At 50.5% G+C, this 18,872-nt stretch carries 16 protein-coding genes and 1 other annotated feature; of the genes, 15 read left to right on the forward strand and 1 reads right to left on the reverse strand.

The window, feature by feature from the left end:
* The first annotated feature begins 256 nt into the window (after nucleotides 1–256).
* The gene (locus DWW13_RS07290; protein WP_118719720.1) at nucleotides 257–2,686 is read left to right on the forward strand and encodes a glycoside hydrolase family 3 protein; all 2,430 of its coding nucleotides are present in this window, start codon (nucleotides 257–259) and stop codon (nucleotides 2,684–2,686) included.
* A gap of 206 nt (nucleotides 2,687–2,892) precedes the next feature.
* On the opposite strand, the gene DWW13_RS07295 is transcribed toward DWW13_RS07290, so the two are convergent.
* Nucleotides 2,893–4,266: an MATE family efflux transporter gene (locus tag DWW13_RS07295; RefSeq protein WP_118719722.1), complete on the reverse strand. Its 1,374-nt coding sequence runs from the start codon at nucleotides 4,264–4,266 to the stop codon at nucleotides 2,893–2,895.
* Between the two features lie 278 nt (nucleotides 4,267–4,544).
* Here DWW13_RS07295 and DWW13_RS07300 point away from each other — a divergent pair, with 278 nt between their 5' ends.
* The 14 genes from DWW13_RS07300 (at nucleotide 4,545) to spoIIAB (ending at nucleotide 18,854) form a co-directional block, all read left to right on the forward strand.
* Nucleotides 4,545–5,105 carry a biotin transporter BioY gene (locus DWW13_RS07300; protein WP_022461328.1) on the forward strand — a complete coding sequence of 187 codons (561 nt, stop codon included), beginning with the start codon at nucleotides 4,545–4,547 and terminating at the stop codon, nucleotides 5,103–5,105.
* Nucleotides 5,106–5,395: 290 nt separating this feature from the next.
* A complete protein-coding gene (locus DWW13_RS07305) occupies nucleotides 5,396–6,151 on the forward strand; it encodes a transglycosylase domain-containing protein (RefSeq protein ID WP_330425594.1) in 756 nt (251 codons plus the stop codon).
* A 22-nt stretch (nucleotides 6,152–6,173) separates the two neighbouring features.
* A complete protein-coding gene (locus DWW13_RS18815; protein WP_156327580.1) occupies nucleotides 6,174–6,311 on the forward strand; it encodes a hypothetical protein in 138 nt (45 codons plus the stop codon).
* A gap of 157 nt (nucleotides 6,312–6,468) precedes the next feature.
* Nucleotides 6,469–7,041 (forward strand): M48 family metallopeptidase, encoded by a 573-nt coding sequence (locus DWW13_RS07310; protein WP_118666541.1) that lies wholly within the window; start codon nucleotides 6,469–6,471, stop codon nucleotides 7,039–7,041.
* Between the two features lie 18 nt (nucleotides 7,042–7,059).
* Nucleotides 7,060–8,019, forward strand: coding sequence for a hypothetical protein (locus DWW13_RS07315; RefSeq protein ID WP_118719724.1), 960 nt, complete (start codon nucleotides 7,060–7,062; stop codon nucleotides 8,017–8,019).
* Nucleotides 8,020–8,102: 83 nt separating this feature from the next.
* Nucleotides 8,103–8,543 carry an SseB family protein gene (locus tag DWW13_RS07320; RefSeq protein WP_226906325.1) on the forward strand — a complete coding sequence of 147 codons (441 nt, stop codon included), beginning with the start codon at nucleotides 8,103–8,105 and terminating at the stop codon, nucleotides 8,541–8,543.
* Between the two features lie 72 nt (nucleotides 8,544–8,615).
* Nucleotides 8,616–9,416, forward strand: coding sequence for an MBL fold metallo-hydrolase (locus tag DWW13_RS07325; protein WP_055266294.1), 801 nt, complete (start codon nucleotides 8,616–8,618; stop codon nucleotides 9,414–9,416).
* A 110-nt stretch (nucleotides 9,417–9,526) separates the two neighbouring features.
* Nucleotides 9,527–9,747: a binding site (T-box leader), on the forward strand.
* Nucleotides 9,748–9,842: 95 nt separating this feature from the next.
* Nucleotides 9,843–12,494, forward strand: coding sequence for a valine--tRNA ligase (locus tag DWW13_RS07330; RefSeq protein WP_118719726.1), 2,652 nt, complete (start codon nucleotides 9,843–9,845; stop codon nucleotides 12,492–12,494).
* The gene (locus DWW13_RS07335; RefSeq protein WP_070100823.1) at nucleotides 12,495–14,711 is read left to right on the forward strand and encodes an LTA synthase family protein; all 2,217 of its coding nucleotides are present in this window, start codon (nucleotides 12,495–12,497) and stop codon (nucleotides 14,709–14,711) included.
* Nucleotides 14,712–14,893: 182 nt separating this feature from the next.
* Nucleotides 14,894–16,189, forward strand: a complete 1,296-nt coding sequence (locus tag DWW13_RS07340) for a bifunctional folylpolyglutamate synthase/dihydrofolate synthase (protein ID WP_118719728.1) — start codon at nucleotides 14,894–14,896, stop codon at nucleotides 16,187–16,189.
* A gap of 26 nt (nucleotides 16,190–16,215) precedes the next feature.
* Nucleotides 16,216–16,389 carry a hypothetical protein gene (locus tag DWW13_RS18970; protein WP_022461761.1) on the forward strand — a complete coding sequence of 58 codons (174 nt, stop codon included), beginning with the start codon at nucleotides 16,216–16,218 and terminating at the stop codon, nucleotides 16,387–16,389.
* A gap of 9 nt (nucleotides 16,390–16,398) precedes the next feature.
* Entirely contained in the window at nucleotides 16,399–17,814 is a 1,416-nt protein-coding gene (locus tag DWW13_RS07345; RefSeq protein WP_022461762.1) for a tetratricopeptide repeat protein, read from the forward strand.
* A 207-nt stretch (nucleotides 17,815–18,021) separates the two neighbouring features.
* The gene (locus DWW13_RS07350; protein ID WP_022461763.1) at nucleotides 18,022–18,345 is read left to right on the forward strand and encodes an anti-sigma factor antagonist; all 324 of its coding nucleotides are present in this window, start codon (nucleotides 18,022–18,024) and stop codon (nucleotides 18,343–18,345) included.
* Between the two features lie 38 nt (nucleotides 18,346–18,383).
* A complete protein-coding gene (gene spoIIAB / locus DWW13_RS07355; protein WP_270423031.1) occupies nucleotides 18,384–18,854 on the forward strand; it encodes an anti-sigma F factor in 471 nt (156 codons plus the stop codon).
* Nucleotides 18,855–18,872: the final 18 nt, after the last annotated feature.

The following is an 18,872-nucleotide window of genomic DNA, read 5'->3' on the forward strand; positions in this document are numbered from 1 at the left end:
TAAGCAGCAGAAATACCGGGGAGACGCAGACGGAGCATTCACCTGCGGATCAAGATATGGAGAGAAAGGAAAGAAAACGACTGGAGCCTGAAAAGTTGGTAAAATGGAATAAAACTGAAAGAAAAAGGAACGAAAAACAGGATAAAATGCTGAAAAATTAATTGACATCCCATCCAAAACTTCGTATCATAAAGACAGAATGGGGCGCGTTCGGAAAGCGATCTGCGCACCGGAAAATACAGGAGGTAAGCTTAAAATGGGTAAATGGCAGAGAAGTCTTTACCAGCCGGTTCTGCCGCTGGGAAAAGACGGAAAAAGGGTAACAGGAAGCGCGGAACATATCGCACTTTCCAGAAAAGCAGCAGGCGAGGGTATGGTTCTGGTAAAAAACGAGAACGACACACTGCCGCTCGCAAAAGGCACAAAGGTAGCCTTATTCGGAAAAGGAACGATTGATTACGTAAAAGGCGGCGGCGGAAGCGGTGACGTTACCGTTGCGTATATCCGCAACTTCTACGAAGGCATGAAGATCAAAGAAGCCGAGGGGGAGGTTTCTCTGTTCCATGAGCTGCCGGAATTCTATGAGAAAAATGTAAAAGAACAGTATGCTGCAGGCGCTGTACCAGGCATGACAAGAGAGCCGGAAGTACCGGACGAGCTGGTAACAAAAGCAAAAGCATTTACCGATACCGCAATCATCACCATCTGCCGTTTCTCCGGCGAGGGCTGGGACCGCAAATGCCAGATCAACGATGAAGGCTATGAGCTGTTTGAGGATGAGAAAAAACAGATCGAGCTGAGCGCCAGCATCTTCGAAAACGGCGACTTCTGCCTGACAAACGGCGAAGCAGCCATGGTAGAAAAAGTAAAAGCAAACTTTAAAAATGTCATCGTTGTCATGAACGTCGGCGGTATGGTTGATACCAGCTGGTTCAAAGACTGCAAAGAGATTCCGGCGGTGCTGATGGCATGGCAGGGCGGCATGGAAGGCGGCCTCGCGGCAGCGGACGTTGTAACAGGCGACGTCAACCCATCGGGTAAACTGGTTGATACCTACGCAGCAACCCTCGAGGATTATCCATCCACCGAGAACTTCCATAAATCCGTTTATTACGTGGATTACAACGAGGATATCTACGTTGGTTACCGTTATTTCGAGACGATTCCGGGCGCAGCGGAGAAGGTCAATTATCCGTTCGGCTTCGGTCTTTCCTACACCAGCTTTGAGACAGAAGTTCTGGGGGCAGAAGAGAAGGATGGAAAGATTGTTGTAAAAGCAGCTGTTACCAACACCGGAAAACGTGCCGGAAAAGAAGTTGTACAGCTCTACTATGGCGCACCGCAGGGCAAGCTTGGCAAACCGGCCAAAGAGCTCGGCGCTTACCGGAAAACAAGACTGCTGCAGCCAGGCGAGACACAGAGAGTCGTTCTTTCCTTTACAGTGGAAGATATGGCATCTTTTGATGATCTTGGAAAGGTTGCAAAATCTGCCTATGTTCTTGAGGCAGGAAGCTACGTCTTCTACGTTGGAAACAATGTAAGAGATGCGAAGAAACTGGACTTCACCTACGATCTGGCAGAGGCAGAAGTGACTGCACAGTACACCAGCCTTGCCGCTCCGCATAAGCTGGAAAAACGTCTCCTTGCGGATGGAACCTACGAAGCGCTTCCGACCGATAACGGCCCTGTCGAGGAAGAAGGACTGGAGCGTCAGGATAAGCTGACTCTGGAAGGTTTCCTCCCGGCAGTCAAAGCACAGGAGAGAAAGAGCTTTGGCGAGCTTATGGAAGCAGCAAAGACGAATCCGAACCTGATGAATGTGGCCGAGGGAAAAGAAACGCTCGACGAGTTTGTAGATAAGCTTCCGACAGAAGCACTCATTCATCTGCTCGGCGGTCAGCCGAACACAGGAGTTGCCAACACGTTTGGCATGGGAAATCTGCCTGAGTACGGCATCCCGAATATCATGACCGCAGACGGACCGGCAGGCCTTCGCATTCAGCCGCAGTGTGGCGTCAACACGACCGCATGGCCGTGCGCAACATTGCTTGCCTGCACCTGGGATCCGGAGCTGATCGAAGAGATCGGTAAAGCCGGCGGAGAGGAAGTCAAAGAAAACAACATCGGCATCTGGCTGACCCCGGCTGTCAACATTCACAGAAGCCCGCTCTGCGGAAGAAACTTTGAGTATTATTCCGAGGATCCGCTTGTAGCCGGAAAATCCGGTGCGGCAATGGTACGCGGTATGCAGTCCGAGCATATCGGGGCAAGTGTGAAACACTTCTGCTGCAACAACAAAGAAACAAACCGAAAAGACAGCGATTCCCGCGTTTCCGAGCGTGCGCTGCGTGAGATTTACCTGAAAGCCTTCGAGATCATCGTAAAAGAGGCAGATCCATACACAATCATGTCGTCCTACAACCTGATCAACGGCGTTCAGGCATCTGAGAACAAGGATCTTTTGACCGGTATTCTGCGCGGTGAGTGGGACTTTAAGGGAATGGTAACGACCGACTGGTGGACACACGGCGAGCATTACCGCGAGACAAAAGCCGGAAATGATATCAAGATGGCAAACGGATACGAGGAGCGCGTACAGGAGGCATTTGAGAAGGGATACATCACCCGCGACGAAATCGCTCTTTGTGCAAAACGAATCCTGACCATGATTCTTCGCATGGACTGATGTGGATGCATGTGAATAAATAAAGAAAAGTGTAGATAACGCATAAAAAAATCGTATGCTGTTGTGGAAAAAGCAACAGCATACGATTTTTTACTTTCCGGACAGGATTCTTTCCTGTTTACACGGCAATGATCTGTAGCAAGACTCTGGCGACCGCAGCTCACGAAAAGTCTTTTGCAGAAACGCTCCGGGAAAGAAACCTGTTTTCAGGCAGTAGCCTTCTGTAGCTCTGCCATGATCTTAAATTCCCGCACGACCATAACGATGCTGACTGATGCGGCTGCAAGGTCTGCAATCGGTGCAGTGTACATCACGCCGTCAATGCCGAAGAGATACGGAAAAATCAGCAGCAGCGGAAGCAGGAAAATAATCTGTCTCGTCAGCGAAAGAAAAATACCCTTCTTCGGTGCTCCGATTGAGGTAAAGAAGTTTGAGCTGACCGGCTGGATACCGTTCAGGAATGTGAAAAACAGGAAAATACGGAAGTACCGCTCTGCAAAATGCAGGTACTCTTCTGAACCGGAACCAAAAATGCCGATAATCTGGCGCGGAAAGAGCTGGAAGCAGAGGAAGGCGACGATGGAAATGGCAGTCGCCGCAAAAACTGCTTTTTTATAAGCGTCCTTCACGCGGTCATATTTCTGTGCACCGAAGTTGAAGCTGACAATCGGCTGAAGTCCCTGGGAAATGCCGATGACAAAGGAGAAGAACAGCATATTCACCTTTGAAATAATACCGGCGCATGCAAGCGGAATGTCGCTTCCATAGACGGAATTGGAGCCGTAGTAGGTCAGTGTGTTGTTCATAACGATCTGAACAACCATCATTGCCACCTGATTGAATGCCGGAGTTGCACCAAGCGCAGCGATCCGTGCCCAGCAGGCCATGTTCGGTTTCAGATCGGAAAGAGAGAGCGGCAGTGTCTTAAAACCGCGCAGATAGAAGACAACAAGCGCGAACGATAAAATCTGTCCGGTGATCGTGGCGAGCGCTGCACCTGCCATGCCCATGTGGAAAACGAAGATGAACAGCGGGTCGAGAATCGTGTTGACGATCGCGCCGACCAGGTTACACAGCATGGAAAATTTCGGGCTGCCATCCGCGCGGATCAGGTTGGAGCCGCCGATTGTGACGATCAGAAACGGGAAGCCGATGGAGGTGATTCGAGTGTAAGTACAGGCATAATCAATGACATCCGGTGTCGCACCAAAGAGAAGCATCATCGGGCGCAGAAAAAGCTGAACGGCAACGCAGAGAATCACACCGAGGATTGCCAGCATGGAGATGGCACTTCCAACATAAGATTTCGCGTGCTCCGGCTCTCGTCTGCCCATGCAGAGATTGAAGTTTGCAGCACCGCCGATGCCGCAGAGCAGACCGATGGATGTGCAGACCATACTGAGCGGAAACGCTACGTTGGTCGCTGCGTTTCCAAGTACGCCGATGCTGTGACCGATAAAGAGCTGGTCTACCATGTTATAGAGGGCGCTGACGAGCATCGCGATGACGCTCGGAATCGCAAAACGCCGCAAAAGAGAGCTGACCGGTTCCGAGCCGAGAGGATTTTCGGAAGGTTTCATAGAGGGTATCTCCTTTCAAATGGAATAAAAATTCATCGTTTGTATCGGGTGAACATTCCCGGAAAAACTCCGAGACTATATAGTATACCATAGAAAGAAAACAGAAAACAAGAGGGTGACCGCTATTTTCAGGAAGTGTAACAGAATCGTAGCAGAACTCTCTGCATTTTTAAAAAAGGGATTGACAAAAATGAAATATTAACCTATATTGAAACAAGGTTAACAATTCAAAAGCAGAAAGAATTGGATACAAGAACCTGCGAGGAGGATTTACATTCATGAAAAAATCAAAACTTACAACAAAACAGATTGTACTGACCGGCATGATGACGGCAGTGCTTGCGGTACTGTCCATTGTGACGATTCCGCTTCCGACCGGCGTTCCGGTGACGCTGCAGACCTTTGCAATGGCATTTTGCGGCTACGTGCTTGGCTGGAAATTGGGAGGTGCATCGTCCGCTCTTTATCTGATCCTCGGCGCGATCGGCGTTCCGGTTTATGCCGGCATGAGCGGTGGATTCGGCGCTCTTCTCGGACCGGCCGGCGGCTTTATTTTCGGATTTATTCCGATGGCAATGCTCTGCGGTGCCGGAATTAAAAAAGGCTTCCCGGGCAAACCATTCGTTCTTGGAATCGCAGGTCTTGCGGTATGTCACGCATTCGGTGTGGTACAGTTTTCTATTGTAACAGGAAACACGATCCCGGCTTCCTTCCTGGCAGTTTCCGTTCCGTACATCGTAAAAGATGTGATTTCCGTTGTAGTAGCTGAAATTCTCGGTGTAGCCGTTCGAAAAGCACTGTCAGCAGCTCATGTAATGAACTACGGAACCGCAGCATAATCACAGAGCGTTTCTGAAAAACCAAAAGATAAAAACAAGAGACAGGCATCCTGACAATCTGCCAGGTGTCTGTCTTTTTCTGTTTTGTCAAGCGGATATTCGCAATCCGCTTCGCTACTTGCCTGATTCGGTTAAAGTATTCCGCAGCAGCAGCGGTTATTTGAAAACGTGCAAAATGCATTTCATACAGTTTCAAAATTTTAATGAATTCCTAAGAAAGAGGCAAGAAGGCGTTAAGGGAGATATGGTAGGATAGAAAGCAGGAAAGAACAACAAAGGGGTTTGAAACCATGAGAAAAAGAACACGAAAACACCGGGGAACAGCGGGAAAAATGGTTGGAGGTTTTCTGGCATTTTTCTGCCTGATCCTGCTGACGGCCGGAATGTTCTGGGCAATCCAGGGATATGTTTCCTATCAGAAGGCAGTGAAGGAAAAGCCGCTCGCGCAGGCGGTAGAGGAAATCAGAAGCGAAGCACAGTGGGTTCCCCTGAAACAGGTGCCGGAGCTGTACAAAAAAGCGGTGCTTGCTGTCGAGGATCACCGGTATTACACACATCACGGGATAGACTGGATCAGCATGGCGCGCGCGGTTGTACATGATATCCGCGTGATGAAACCGGAGCAGGGAGGCAGTACTATCACACAGCAACTGGTAAAAAACATGTATTACGATCAGAATAAGACACTTGCCAGAAAAGCGGCAGAGGCGTGGACGGCACTCTATGTGGAACGGCAGCTCTCGAAAGAAGAAATTCTGGAATTGTACATCAATACCATCTATTTCGGGGATGGCTACTATGGACTGAAAGAAGCATCGCTTGGCTACTTCGGGAAAGAACCGCAGGAGCTGACCGACAGCGAAGCCATTCTCCTCGCCGGAATCCCGAATGCACCGTCCGCCTACGCACCGTCGCGCCACGCGGATCTGGCGCTGCAGCGGGAAAAGCAGGTGCTGGCGGCAATGGTAAAATATGGATACCTGGAACAAAGTGAGACGGACAGCCTGCTGTGGGATGCGGCAGCCGATCCGGTTCTGGCACGATAGAAAGAAAAGTGAGGAAAAAAGAATGGGAAAACTGATCAGACTGGGGGCAACAGCGCTGTCCATGATTGGAATTTTGGTGATGATTCTCTGTGTGCAGGCGGCGATTTTATTTGTGAGGCTGTGCATCCGAAGAAAGCAGAAAAAAATTGAGCTGAAATAAGAGAAGGAAAAATGTGAGCAGAATTGCTGGAAGAAAAACGGTGATTCTGCTCGCGTTTTTTTTCAGTGAGCAATCCGATTGCGTTTCCGCCGGGAAAAAGGTATAATGAAAAACAGGCAAAAAAATGGTAAAACAGACAGCTTTTGAGGAAAAATAAATGGAACAGAAAGACAGCGCAGAACGGATTTTAAAACAGATTCCCTATGAGATCGTGTATTCCGCCCGTAAAACGCTCGCCGTCCAGGTCAAAGCGGATGGAAGCGTGGTGGTGCGCGCACCGAAACGGATGGCAAAATACAAAATCGAAGCATTCTTAAAAGAAAAACAGGATTGGATTTACACACACCGGGAAAAAGCGTTGGCGGCCGCAGAGCAGAAAGCAGCGAACCGTCTGACGGAAGCAGAACGAAAAGCGGCGGTTAAACGTGCGGCGCAGATGCTGGCGGAAAAGACGGCACATTTTGCAAAAGAGATGGGCGTAACGTATGGCAGAATCACAATTCGTGAGCAGAAAACCCGCTGGGGCAGCTGCAGCAGCGCCGGAAACCTGAACTACAACTGGAAGCTGGTGCTGATGCCGGAGCACGTGATGGATTACGTCGTTATCCACGAGCTGGCGCACCGGAAAGAGATGAACCATTCCGCGCGGTTTTACGCGGTGGTGGCACAGCAGATGCCCGATTACAAAGTGTGGCAGAGCTGGCTGAAGGAGCATGGAAGAGAGTACTGAAAAAGAGAGGCAAAACAAATGATACTGACCGAAGAAAAAACATATATCATCAATGTGACGGAAGTCGATACCGACGCAGAGCTCGGTTTAAATAAGAAAGATATTATGATCAAATACACAAACCTGGAGCTGCTGCACGCGGTTCTTGCAAGCACGATGCCGTATGGCCGTCTGTCGGCGCGCTACCGCGGAAAACGGAAGGCGGAGCTGCAGTCACGGATTGCGATGGTGGAGAGTGTGCTCGAAACACGCGGCGACCAGCTGGCAAAAGCGGAGCAGATTATGTATCTCGACACGGCGGAGCGCAGTGCAATCTGTCATTATCTCGGCATCATCTACACGCGGCTGATTGCGCAGAAGCTGTACGGAATTGACTGTATGGTACCGCTGAACCTGATCGAGCAGCCGGGGGAGAAAAAATTTGTAAAATACAACGGTGCATACCGCCAGGATCTGATCGGATACGGAAAGCAGAACGCATGGAGCGTCTGGGAGCCGGTCGGCAGGAGCGAGAACAGCCAGGCGGCCTTTGGAAACGGATGCCGGGCGGCGTCGGAGATCGAGAAGATCAATGAAAATCCGCTGGCGAAGAGCGCGGCGTGCATGACGTATTACGAGAGAGGCTATCTGAATGCCGTTGTAAAAGAGCCGGAGCGGACCGGGGACGGGACACTTTGGTTTCCAGAGGAGAATTATTTCAAAGCATATTATCAGCCGTTTTTCGAGCTGTTTGCGGACGAACAGCCGGGTGAGCTGTACGGAAGCAGCGGCGGCTTTGAACTGGAGCTGACTCTGCCGTGGACGGAGGAAGGAAAACGCGGCTTCCGCCATCTGCAGATCGGAACGGATCAGGTGACGATTGCATTGATGCGGGAAGGGAAGTACGATCAGATCTTAAAGCGGATGGAAAACGTTTTGGATTTATCAAAAGAGTGCAGATTCTGCGGGGAAGACGGCATCTGGGTAGGCGCAGAGTAAAGGTCATCGGAAGTGCCGAAGCTGCCGGGGATGATGGTACACAGATTCTGTGTGGGAAAAGCGAAAAAGAAAGGACAAGAGCAATGGCAAAAGAAATGGAAACTCTAAAGGACGAAGGGCTGCAGGGGAATGAAACGATAGAGGAAGCAATTCTGGGACTGCAAAAGGAGCCGACGCCGGAACTGCTGGCACATGTGCTGACGGTAATCCGCCGCAGAATGAAAGAGGGCGGACAGGCGATTCTTTCCGTGGAACCGCCATCCGGCGACGATCAGATCCGGATCGGAACGGTAAAGAGCGCAGACGGAAAAGTCTGGTGGGCCGCGTTTACGAGCTTTGATGAGGAATTAAAGGGGAGCAGCAGCGTGAAATCTACGTTTCTCGTGAGTCTGGAACAGCTGATCCACATGGCATCCGAAACAAAGGAGATCAGCGGTGTGATTTTCAATCCGTGGAACCGCACGATCATGCTGGATCATACGCTGCTTTCGATCATCATCGGGGAAGAGAATGCGGGGCACTGAATTGCCGAAAGGAAAAAAGCAAGCACAGAAAGACTCCGAGGGTACATTATTATTTTAAGGAGGTTTTACATCATGGAGGGTTTTCAGGTAACAGAAATCGGGGAAAAAATTTACTGTATTTTGGACGCAGGAAATTCATCGTTCTATGTAGTAGAAGGTGAAGAAAAAGCGGCTGTCATTGATACCGGCATTACGGCAGGCACAAAGATTCTGCCGGTGATCCGTGAGCTGACGGACAAGCCGCTTCTGCTGGTCATCACGCATGCGCATCCGGATCACATGTATCACATGGATGAGTTTGATGAGGTGTACATGTGCCACGATGAAAAGAAGATGGATCCAGAGACGCTTGTGATGCTGACAGCGGGAAAATTAAAACCGTGGGAGGAGATTCATGACATCCGTACCGATTCCGTGATTCCGCTCGGCGGCACAGAGCTGGCCGTCTGTCAGACACCGGGCCATACGCCGGGCAGCGTTGTTGTGCTGGAGACGAAACAGAATTACCTGTTCACCGGAGATGCGATCGGAAGCGGCTGCGGTGTCTGGATGCAGGTGCCGGGCGGAACGAGCCTGGAAGAGTATTACGATGGTCTGGTTGGTCTGATGGCGTGGCTGGTGAAAAAGGGCGGCCGCATGAAATTCTTCGGCGGTCATCACACGCAGGTGTTTGAATCGACGGCGCATCCGGTTTACAATCCGCTCAGCCTCGGCGTTCTCGCAGATCTCATCGACCTTGTGGATCAGGTGATCCACGGCGAAAACCTGGGACGGCCAAGCAATGCGAAGCCGTTTTCGAAAGAACAGGTCCGCTACGCGTCGTACGGCCGCGCAGAAATGCAGTACTGTGCATCGCGGATTCACCGAAAATAAGCGCGTGAAATCTTAAAACTTCCATAAGAAGAAAGGTTTTTGCCCGCGGCGGCTTGACAAAATAAAAAAACGCGATTATGATAAATGCAGTTTCTATTCCAACAGAAAAAGAAAAGGTTATGAGGAAGAGGAGTACATGGCAGGCCCCAAAAGAGAGGACGGTTCACCGGCTGAAAGGCTGTCCGGGAAGGTGGTCATGGAAGGTAGCTTCTGAACCGGAGAGCTGAAAAGCACAGAAGATGTGATGATTAGGTTCTCACGCATGAGTCACGTTACAGACTCCGAAACGAGATACAAATTAAGGTGGTACCGCGGAATTTTCGCCCTTTGCATGCATGTTATGTGTATGTGAAGGGCGTTTTTGATTTAAGACAAGCCTCTGCGGGAATAAATACCACAATACACCAAACATAAAAGGAGGATCTCATGAGCAAAGAACTCGCAAAGACCTACGATCCGAAAGGACTCGAGGACAGACTGTATCAGAAATGGCTGGATAAAGGATATTTCCACGCCACTGTAAACCCGAACAAAAAACCGTTTACCATTATGATGCCGCCTCCGAACGTAACCGGACAGCTTCACATGGGCCATGCACTCGACAACACCATGCAGGATATTCTCTGCCGTTTCAAACGGATGGAGGGATATGAAGTCCTCTGGCAGCCGGGAACCGACCATGCGGCGATTGCAACCGAGGTAAAGGTTACCAATATGCTCAAAGAGCAGGGCATCGACAAAGATGAAATCGGACGCGAAAAATTCCTGGAGCACTGCTGGGAGTGGAAGAAAGAATACGGCGGACGCATCAACAGCCAGTTAAGAAAGATCGGCTCCTCCGCAGACTGGGAGAGAGAACGCTTCACCATGGACGAGGGATGCTCCAAAGCCGTAGAAGAAGTATTCTGCCGTCTGTATGAAAAAGGATGGATCTACAAAGGAAGCCGCATCATCAACTGGTGCCCGGTATGCCAGACTTCCATCTCCGATGCAGAGGTTGAATATCAGGAGCAGGCAGGCCACTTCTGGCACATCAACTACCCGGTAGTTGGAGAAGAAGGCCGCTTCGTAGAAATCGCAACGACCCGTCCGGAGACTCTGCTCGGCGATACTGCCGTAGCTGTCAATCCGGAGGATGAAAGATACACCGATATTGTAGGAAAAATGCTGAAACTGCCGCTGACCGACCGTGAAATCCCGGTTATCGCAGATGCTTACGTAGACAAAGAGTTCGGAACCGGATGCGTAAAAATCACACCGGCACACGACCCGAACGATTTTGAGGTAGGAAAACGCCACAACCTCGAAGAGATCAACATCTTAAACGATGACGGAACCATGAACAACAAGTGCGGCAAATACGCCGGCATGGACCGCTACGAGGCAAGAAAAGCCATGGTAGAGGATCTCGAGAAGCTTGGCCTTCTTGTAAAAGTAGTGGATCACGTTCACAACGTAGGAACCCACGACAGATGTAAGACAACCGTAGAGCCGATGATTAAACCGCAGTGGTTTGTAAAAATGGCGGATATGGCTGCCGCTGCCAGCGAAGCAGAGAAGAACGGGAAAGTAAACTTCATCCCGGATCGTTTCAGCAAGATTTATCAGAACTGGCTGAACAATATCCACGACTGGTGTATTTCCCGTCAGCTCTGGTGGGGTCATCGTATCCCGGCCTATACCTGTGATGACTGTGGCGAGATCACGGTTGTAAGAGGTGGAATGCCGGAAAAATGCCCGAAATGCGGCAGCACCCATCTCATCCAGGACCCGGATACCCTGGACACCTGGTTCAGTTCTGCGCTGTGGCCGTTCTCCACGTTAGGATGGCCGGAGAAAACACCGGAATTTGATTATTTTTATCCGACAGATGTACTCGTAACCGGATACGACATCATCTTCTTCTGGGTTATCCGTATGGTATTCTCCGCACTGGAGCAGACTAAACAGGTTCCGTTCCACCACGTACTGATCCACGGACTCGTTCGTGATTCCCAGGGACGCAAGATGAGTAAATCCCTCGGAAACGGTATCGATCCGCTCGAAGTCATTGACAAATACGGTGCAGATGCTCTCCGTCTGACTTTGATGACCGGTAATGCACCTGGAAACGATATGCGTTTCTACTGGGAGCGTGTAGAAGCCAGCCGTAACTTCGCAAACAAAGTATGGAACGCTTCCCGTTTCATCATGATGAACCTGGAAAAAGCAGAGGTTCCGTCCAAGATGCCAAAAGACAAACTGACACTGGCAGACAAATGGATTCTCTCCAAAGTCAATACCCTGGCAACCGAAGTAACGGACAACATGGACCGCTACGAGCTCGGTATCGCCGTACAGAAGGTTTACGACTTTATCTGGGAGGAATTCTGCGACTGGTACATCGAGATGGTAAAACCGCGTCTGTACAGCGAGACCGACGAGACGAAGGGCGCTGCACTGTGGACCTTAAAAACCGTTCTTGGCAATGCATTAAAGCTGCTGCATCCGTTTATGCCGTTCATCACAGAGGAAATCTACTGCACACTGAATCCGGACGAGGATTCCATCATGATCGCCGCATGGCCGAAAGAGACCGAAGACTTTGCATACGCAGAGGATGAGGCAGCCGTTGAGATGATGAAAGAGGCGGTAAGAAGCATCCGTGGTGTCCGCACCAGTATGAACGTACCGCCGTCAAAGAAAGCAAGCGTATTCGTTGTAACGGAAGATGCTGCTGTACAGGAAACCTTCAAAAACGGTGCTGTATTCTTCGGAACTCTGGCAGGAGCAAGCGAAGTTCACGTACAGGCAGACAAAGCCGGCATCGCAGACGATGCGGTATCCGCAGTGATCCCGCAGGCAACGATCTACATTCCGTTTGCCGAGCTGGTTGACCTGGAAAAAGAGATCGCCCGCCTTACGAAAGAGGAAGAGCGTCTGACAAAAGAGATCGCACGTTCCAACGGCATGCTTGGCAACCCGAACTTTATCAACAAAGCTCCGGAAGCAAAAGTTCAGGCAGAGAAAGAAAAACTGGCGAACTATCAGCAGATGATGGAGCAGGTTCAGACAAGATTGGAGCAGCTGAAAAAATAAATGAAAAAAGGAAAAAAACTGCATGGAAACAAGGAAACCGTAGTGAAAGTCTGCAACTGGCTCTCTTTGCCGCTGCAGGCCCTGGGATGCTGTATTCTGTATCTGGTGATTGAAGCATTTTCCCGCCATTCGCTGGCATCTGCATGGAGCTACATGGTGGAAAGCCCATGGGTCTTTTTGTACAATGCATTTTTGATCTTCACTACTTTTATGGTAGTTTATCTGTTCCGCAGACGTGTGCTGGTACGGCTGGTGATGAGCTGTTTCTGGCTGCTGCTCGGCATCATTAACGGTGTGATTCTGGCAAACCGCGTCACGCCGTTTACCGGACCGGACTTGCGGAATTTAAGCGACGGCGCAAAGGTCGTGACGAAGTATCTGTCGAAAGGTACCATGATCCTCGTCGTAGCAGCCCTTGTGGCATTATTGGCATTTTTTGTATGGGTCTGGATCAAAGGACCGAAATTTCAGGGGAAAATCCGCTGGTATCTGAATGTGCCGTTGATTGCTCTGGTAATTGTACTCTTTACGGGAGCAACAAATCTGGCGCTTGCAAAGCGTGTGCTTTCCAGCTATTTCGTCAACATCGCATTTGCCTACCAGGATTACGGCTATCCGTACTGTCTGGCAGTCACCCTGTTTGATACGGGAATTTCAGAGCCGAACGGCTATTCCGAACAGCTCGTGAAACAGATTGAGACGAGTGAAGGCGAACAAAAAGAGGATGATACGGTAAAACCGAATATTATCTTTTTGCAGCTGGAGTCCTTTTTCGATCCGGAGCTGGTTAATTTCCTCAACATTTCCGAGGATCCGATCCCGTATTACCGGCAGCTGATGAAGGATTATTCTTCCGGTTATCTCCGCGTGCCGGTGGTGGGAGCCGGAACAGCAAACACAGAGTTTGAAACTATTTCCGGCATGAGCCTCCGGTATTTCGGAGCGGGTGAGTATCCGTACAAATCGGTGCTTTCAGAGGAGACGTGTGAGAGTGCGCCGTATGTTTTAAAGAATCTTGGCTATGCGACCCATGCGATCCACAACAATGAAGCAAACTTCTATTCCAGAAGAAGTGTATTCTCACGTCTTGGTTTTGATACCTTTACCTCGGAGGAATATATGCCGGATATCTCGGATGTGACGGCGACAGGATGGGTAAAAGACCATATTCTGACAAAAGAGATCATAAAAACGCTCGATGCGACAGACGAACCGGATTATATCTATACGATTTCGGTACAGGGCCACGGTGATTATCCGACAGAGCCGGTGCTTGACGATCCGGAGATTACAGTGACAGGCGCGGAAGACCGGGAAAAAAATAATTACTCCTGGGAATATTATGTAAATCAGATTCATGAGATGGACAAATTTGTCAAAGAGCTGACGACAAAGCTTGCGGATTATCCGGAGCCGGTGGTACTTGTGATGTACGGGGACCATCTGCCAACGATGGGACTGAAAGTAGAAGATCTGGAGAACCGCTATCTGTATCAGACCGAATACGTGATCTGGGATAATATGGGACTGAAAAGAAAACAGGAAAACATTGCTTCCTACCAGATTGCAGCAGAGGTTATGAACCGTGTGGGAATTCATGACGGAACCATTTTCCGGTATCATCAGACGAGACGGAATACGAAGAATTATCAGGTGGATCTCGAGGTGCTGCAGTATGATATGCTGTATGGAAAACGGTACGTTTACGGAGAAGACGGAGAGACACCGTATGAGCGTGTGAAGCTGCAGATGGGTGCTTTGCCGGTAACACTGGAACGAATCGAAAAATCCGGAGAAGATACCTGGTATTTTTACGGAGAAAACTTTACGGCATCGAGCCGTGTGGAAGTCAACGAGGAGATACAGGATACCGTTTATGTCAGCCCGTCGATTCTGATGGTGCATAGTCTGACCCTGGAAGACGGTGATCAGATTACAATCGCGCAGCAGAGCAACAGCTCGACGAAGAAGGTGCTGACAAGGACAGAGCCGATGATGTATGAAGAGCCAAAAACGGTATCTACACCGACACCGACGCCGAACCCGGACAGCACGAAAACAGATGTGACGCAGGAAAATGCCAATACGAGCACTGCGCCGCAGGATGAACTGACGGCAGCGCCGTCCGGTGCGCCGGAGGGCGAAGGCGACAAGATTGAGCCGTCAAAAACAGAAAACAGCGATAAACCGGCCGAAGACGGCGGTCTGCAGAATTAAAAAGAGTGTCCGAAAGATCATACAGTGGGGCGGATTTTGACGTCCCACTGTATCTTTTTACGGGGAAAGTCGAAAAGTCGGGACAAAATTTTGAAAATTGCTATGGACATATCCGGTCACTCGATTATAATGATACTAGGGTTTGAAAGCAGCCCTAAAATACTGAAGAATGGTGAAATAAAGTGAATTATACAGAAGCAGTTGATTATATCGAAACAATACCGAAATTTACGGTGAAGCATCCGCCGGAACATACGAGGGAGCTTCTTTCGCGCCTTGGGAATCCGCAGGAAGGGATCAAAATTATCCATGTGGCGGGCACGAACGGAAAGGGAAGCGTCTGCGCGTACTTGAATGCGATGCTGCTTGCAGGCGGCAAAAAGACAGGACTTTTTACCTCCCCGCACCTTGTATGCATCAACGAGCGGTTCCAGATCAACGGGGAAGATGTGTCGGATGAGCAGTTTCTCGACGCATTTCTCAAAGTGGAAAAAGCAGCCAAAGAATACGAGGCGGAGGGCGAAGGCCATCCGAGCTATTTTGAGACGCTGTTCCTGATGGGAATGCTGATTTTCAAAGAAGCCGGCGTGGAATACCTGGTCATGGAGACCGGCCTTGGCGGACGGCTGGATGCGACAAATGTGGTCGAAAAGCCGCTGGCATGCATCATCACGTCCATCAGCCGCGACCACACCGAGTATCTCGGCGACACCCTCGAGGCGATTGCGGGAGAGAAAGCCGGCATCATCAAAGCCGGTGTCCCGGTAATCTACGACGCCAGCCAGCCAGGTCCGGCTTCTGTCATTGCTGCAAAGGCGAAAGAGATGGGAAGCCCGGCATGGCCGATGGAGCCGTCGTTCTATGAGATGAAAACACAGAGCCGCGAGGGCATCACCTTTACCTTTGCATACCCAGGCGGCGAAAAAGCAGAGCTTGCGATTCCGTACGTGGCAAAATACCAGATGATGAATGCAAGCCTTGCGTTCTACACGATGCATATTCTGCAGGACGTGCACGACATTCCTAAGAACGTGCTTGCGGAAGGCCTTTCGAAGATCAAATGGCCGTGCCGTATGGAAATGGCTGCGCCGGGCGTCATCATCGACGGCGCGCACAACGAGGACGGCATTGCACAGTTTGTCAGCACGGCAGGCTATTTTGCGAAAGAAAACGAGATCACGATTCTGTTCACGGCAGTTGCAGACAAGCACTATCATGAGATGATCGGTGAAATCTGCGAGGGCATCCATCCGTCCCATGTTGTTGCAACGCAGATCGACGGAAGCCGCGTCGTACCGGCGGAAGTGCTTGCAGAGGACTTCAGAAAAGCAGGATGCACGGATGTCTGCGCGGAACCGGAGATCGGGGCAGCGTATGAGAAGGCACTGGGCAAAAAGGGCAGCGGCATGCTGTTCTGCGTGGGTTCTCTGTATCTGGCGGGCGAACTGAAAGCATATCTTGCAAAGCGGAATGGTTAGTGAATACAGGAAGGAATTTTTTGTTTATGTTAAATTACGAAGAAGAACTGAAGAAGTTTAAACCGTGTCTCGATGTGGATGAGGTGGAGGATGCGATTTACAGCCGTGATCTGACGGATGTGATCGACATTTTGAAAGAAATGATGAAAAACGACAAGCCGGAACAGGAAAACGAGACAGAAGCGGAAAAGGAAGAGTAAGGTGCCGGAATGAACTGTATGAATTGTAAATCGGTTGTGGACGTCGGAATGGAGATCTGTCCCAACTGTGGTTTTAACCTGAGAGTACAGAGAAAATGTTTTTCTCTTTCGAATATGTACTACAATCTGGGCCTCGACAAGGCGGAGATCCGGGATCTTTCCGGAGCGATCGATATGCTGCGGCGGAGCCTGAAGTTTAACAAATACAATATCCATGCGCGGAACTTGTTAGGCCTTGTCTATTTTGAGACGGGTGAAGCGGTTGCGGCGTTAAGTGAGTGGATCATCAGCAAGAATATTATGCCGGAGAATAATGTGGCGACGGAGTATATTGCGACGCTGCAGGCGGAGCAGGCGAAGCTGGATATGATCAATCAGACGATCAAGAAATACAACAGTGCGCTGAAATGCTGCCGCGAGAACAATGAGGATGTGGCTGCGATCCAGCTGCGCAAGATTCTGAACCAGAATCCGAAGCTGATCAAGGGATATCATCTGCTGGCGCTGATTTATATTCACAAGGGTGAGTATGAGAAAGCGCGGAAGATTCTGAAAAAGGCGGCGAAAATTGACAAGACGAACTCGACGACGCTTCGTTTCCTGAAGGAGGTTGATTTCCAGACGGGTACGCAGACGTCGCTGGAGCCGCGGCGGTTCGGCCGCAGGGAGCGCACGGAGGAGCAGCGCGAGGACGAGCGTGAGCGTGTGGTAAGCGGGGATACGGTGATTATTCCGCCGACGTTCCGCGAGACGTCTACAGCGGCAACGATGCTGAATATCGGTATTGGGCTGGTGCTTGGCGCACTGGTTGTGTGGTTCCTGATCGGGCCTGCGAATACGCAGCGAATTAACCGGCAGGCGGACGAGAAGGTTGTGGAATACAGCGGCAAGATGGCGAGCCAGGAGGCCCAGCTGAACCAGCTCCAGAGCCAGGTGGATTCTCTGAACGAAACGACGGCTTCTGCGCAGCAGCAGATCCAGACGGCACAGGATACGGCGGCTTCCTACGAGAACCTTTTAAAGGCTGTGGAAGCGCAGCAGCAGGGCAACACGAGCAACGCAACAAACGCACTGACCGAGGTCAACCCGGAGGTGCTTTCTGTGGACGCAAAGGCTGTGTATGACACTATTTACAAGAGCATGCAGTCGTCTATGTTCCAGGAGCTTTCGCAGTCGGGTGTGAATGCATTTGACGATGCGAATTACACTGAGGCGATTGATAAGCTTTCGAAGGCTAAGAATATCAACGACAGTGACTATACGGTGCTTAACTATCTGGCGCATGCGTATCGGCTGAGTGGGGATACCGATAATGCGATTTCGGTGTTCCAGGAGATCATCGATAAGTTCCCGGGAACCCAGAAGGCTACTAAGGCCGAGCAGCAGATTGAGGCGCTGGGGGGGACTGTGAAGACGGAGGAATAGTGAGGACGGATGCCCACGGGGCAGAATGCCGCAGGAGATGCGGCGCTGTTTCGTCGGGCTGATACCACTGACTACGCGGAGGTTGCGTGGGACGAAGGGCAAAAAAGTATAAAAGTGAGAAGATAAAACACAAAAGATGAAATTCGCTTTACGGCGAAAAATCTTTTGTGTTTTTTATTTTATGACAGGAAAGAGGGAGGATAGGAAATGGATAATCGTGTTTGGGTGAAGGATGCGGTGATGACGATTCGGCTTCCGGAAGAGGTGGATCATTTTGTGGCTGACCGGCTTCGGGAGGAGGCGGGGGAGATTTTGGTGGAGAGGAATGTGAGGGAGGTGGTGTTTGATTTTCGGAAGACGGTGTTTATGGACAGTTCGGGGATTGGACTGGTGATGGGGAGGTTTCGGGAGATGGAGCTGATTGGCGGGAAGGTGAGAGCGGTGCATGTGGGAGAGCGGATGCGGAGGATTCTGGTGATGTCGGGGGTGACGCGGGTGATTGAGGTGGAAGAGGAGAAGACGTGGAAGTAGGTTTTGGACGGGGAGTGGGCAGAAAGGGGAATGGGATGATGCGAGAAAGGATGAAAACAGAAGAGAAGATGCGGTGGAATACGATGACGCTGGAATTTGAGAGCCGTCCCTGCAATGAGAGTTTTGCGCGGGTGTCTGCGGCGGCGTTTCTGGCGCAGCTGAATCCGACGGTGGAGGAAGTGGCGGATGTCAAGACGGCGATTTCGGAGGCGGTTACGAATGCGATGATTCACGGATACCGGCAGGAAAAAGGGAAAATTCAGATGAAGTGTGTGCTGGATCTGGAGGAGAAGGTGTTTCAGGTGACGGTAAAAGATACCGGCGTCGGGATCGAAAATGTGGAGAAGGCGATGGAGCCGATGTTTACGACCTGCCCGGAGCTGGAGCGGTCGGGGATGGGGTTTTCGTTTATGGAGGCGTTTATGGATGAGCTGGAAGTAAGGTCGCATCCGGGATGGGGGACGGAAGTGGTGATGAAACGGAAAATCGGTGTGCATCCGGAAATGTAAGGGCCGGATCGGAAGTCA

It is taken from the genome of Blautia sp. AF14-40 (assembly GCF_003479665.1).
GTDB classification, from domain to species: Bacteria; Bacillota; Clostridia; order Lachnospirales; family Lachnospiraceae; genus Fusicatenibacter; species Fusicatenibacter saccharivorans.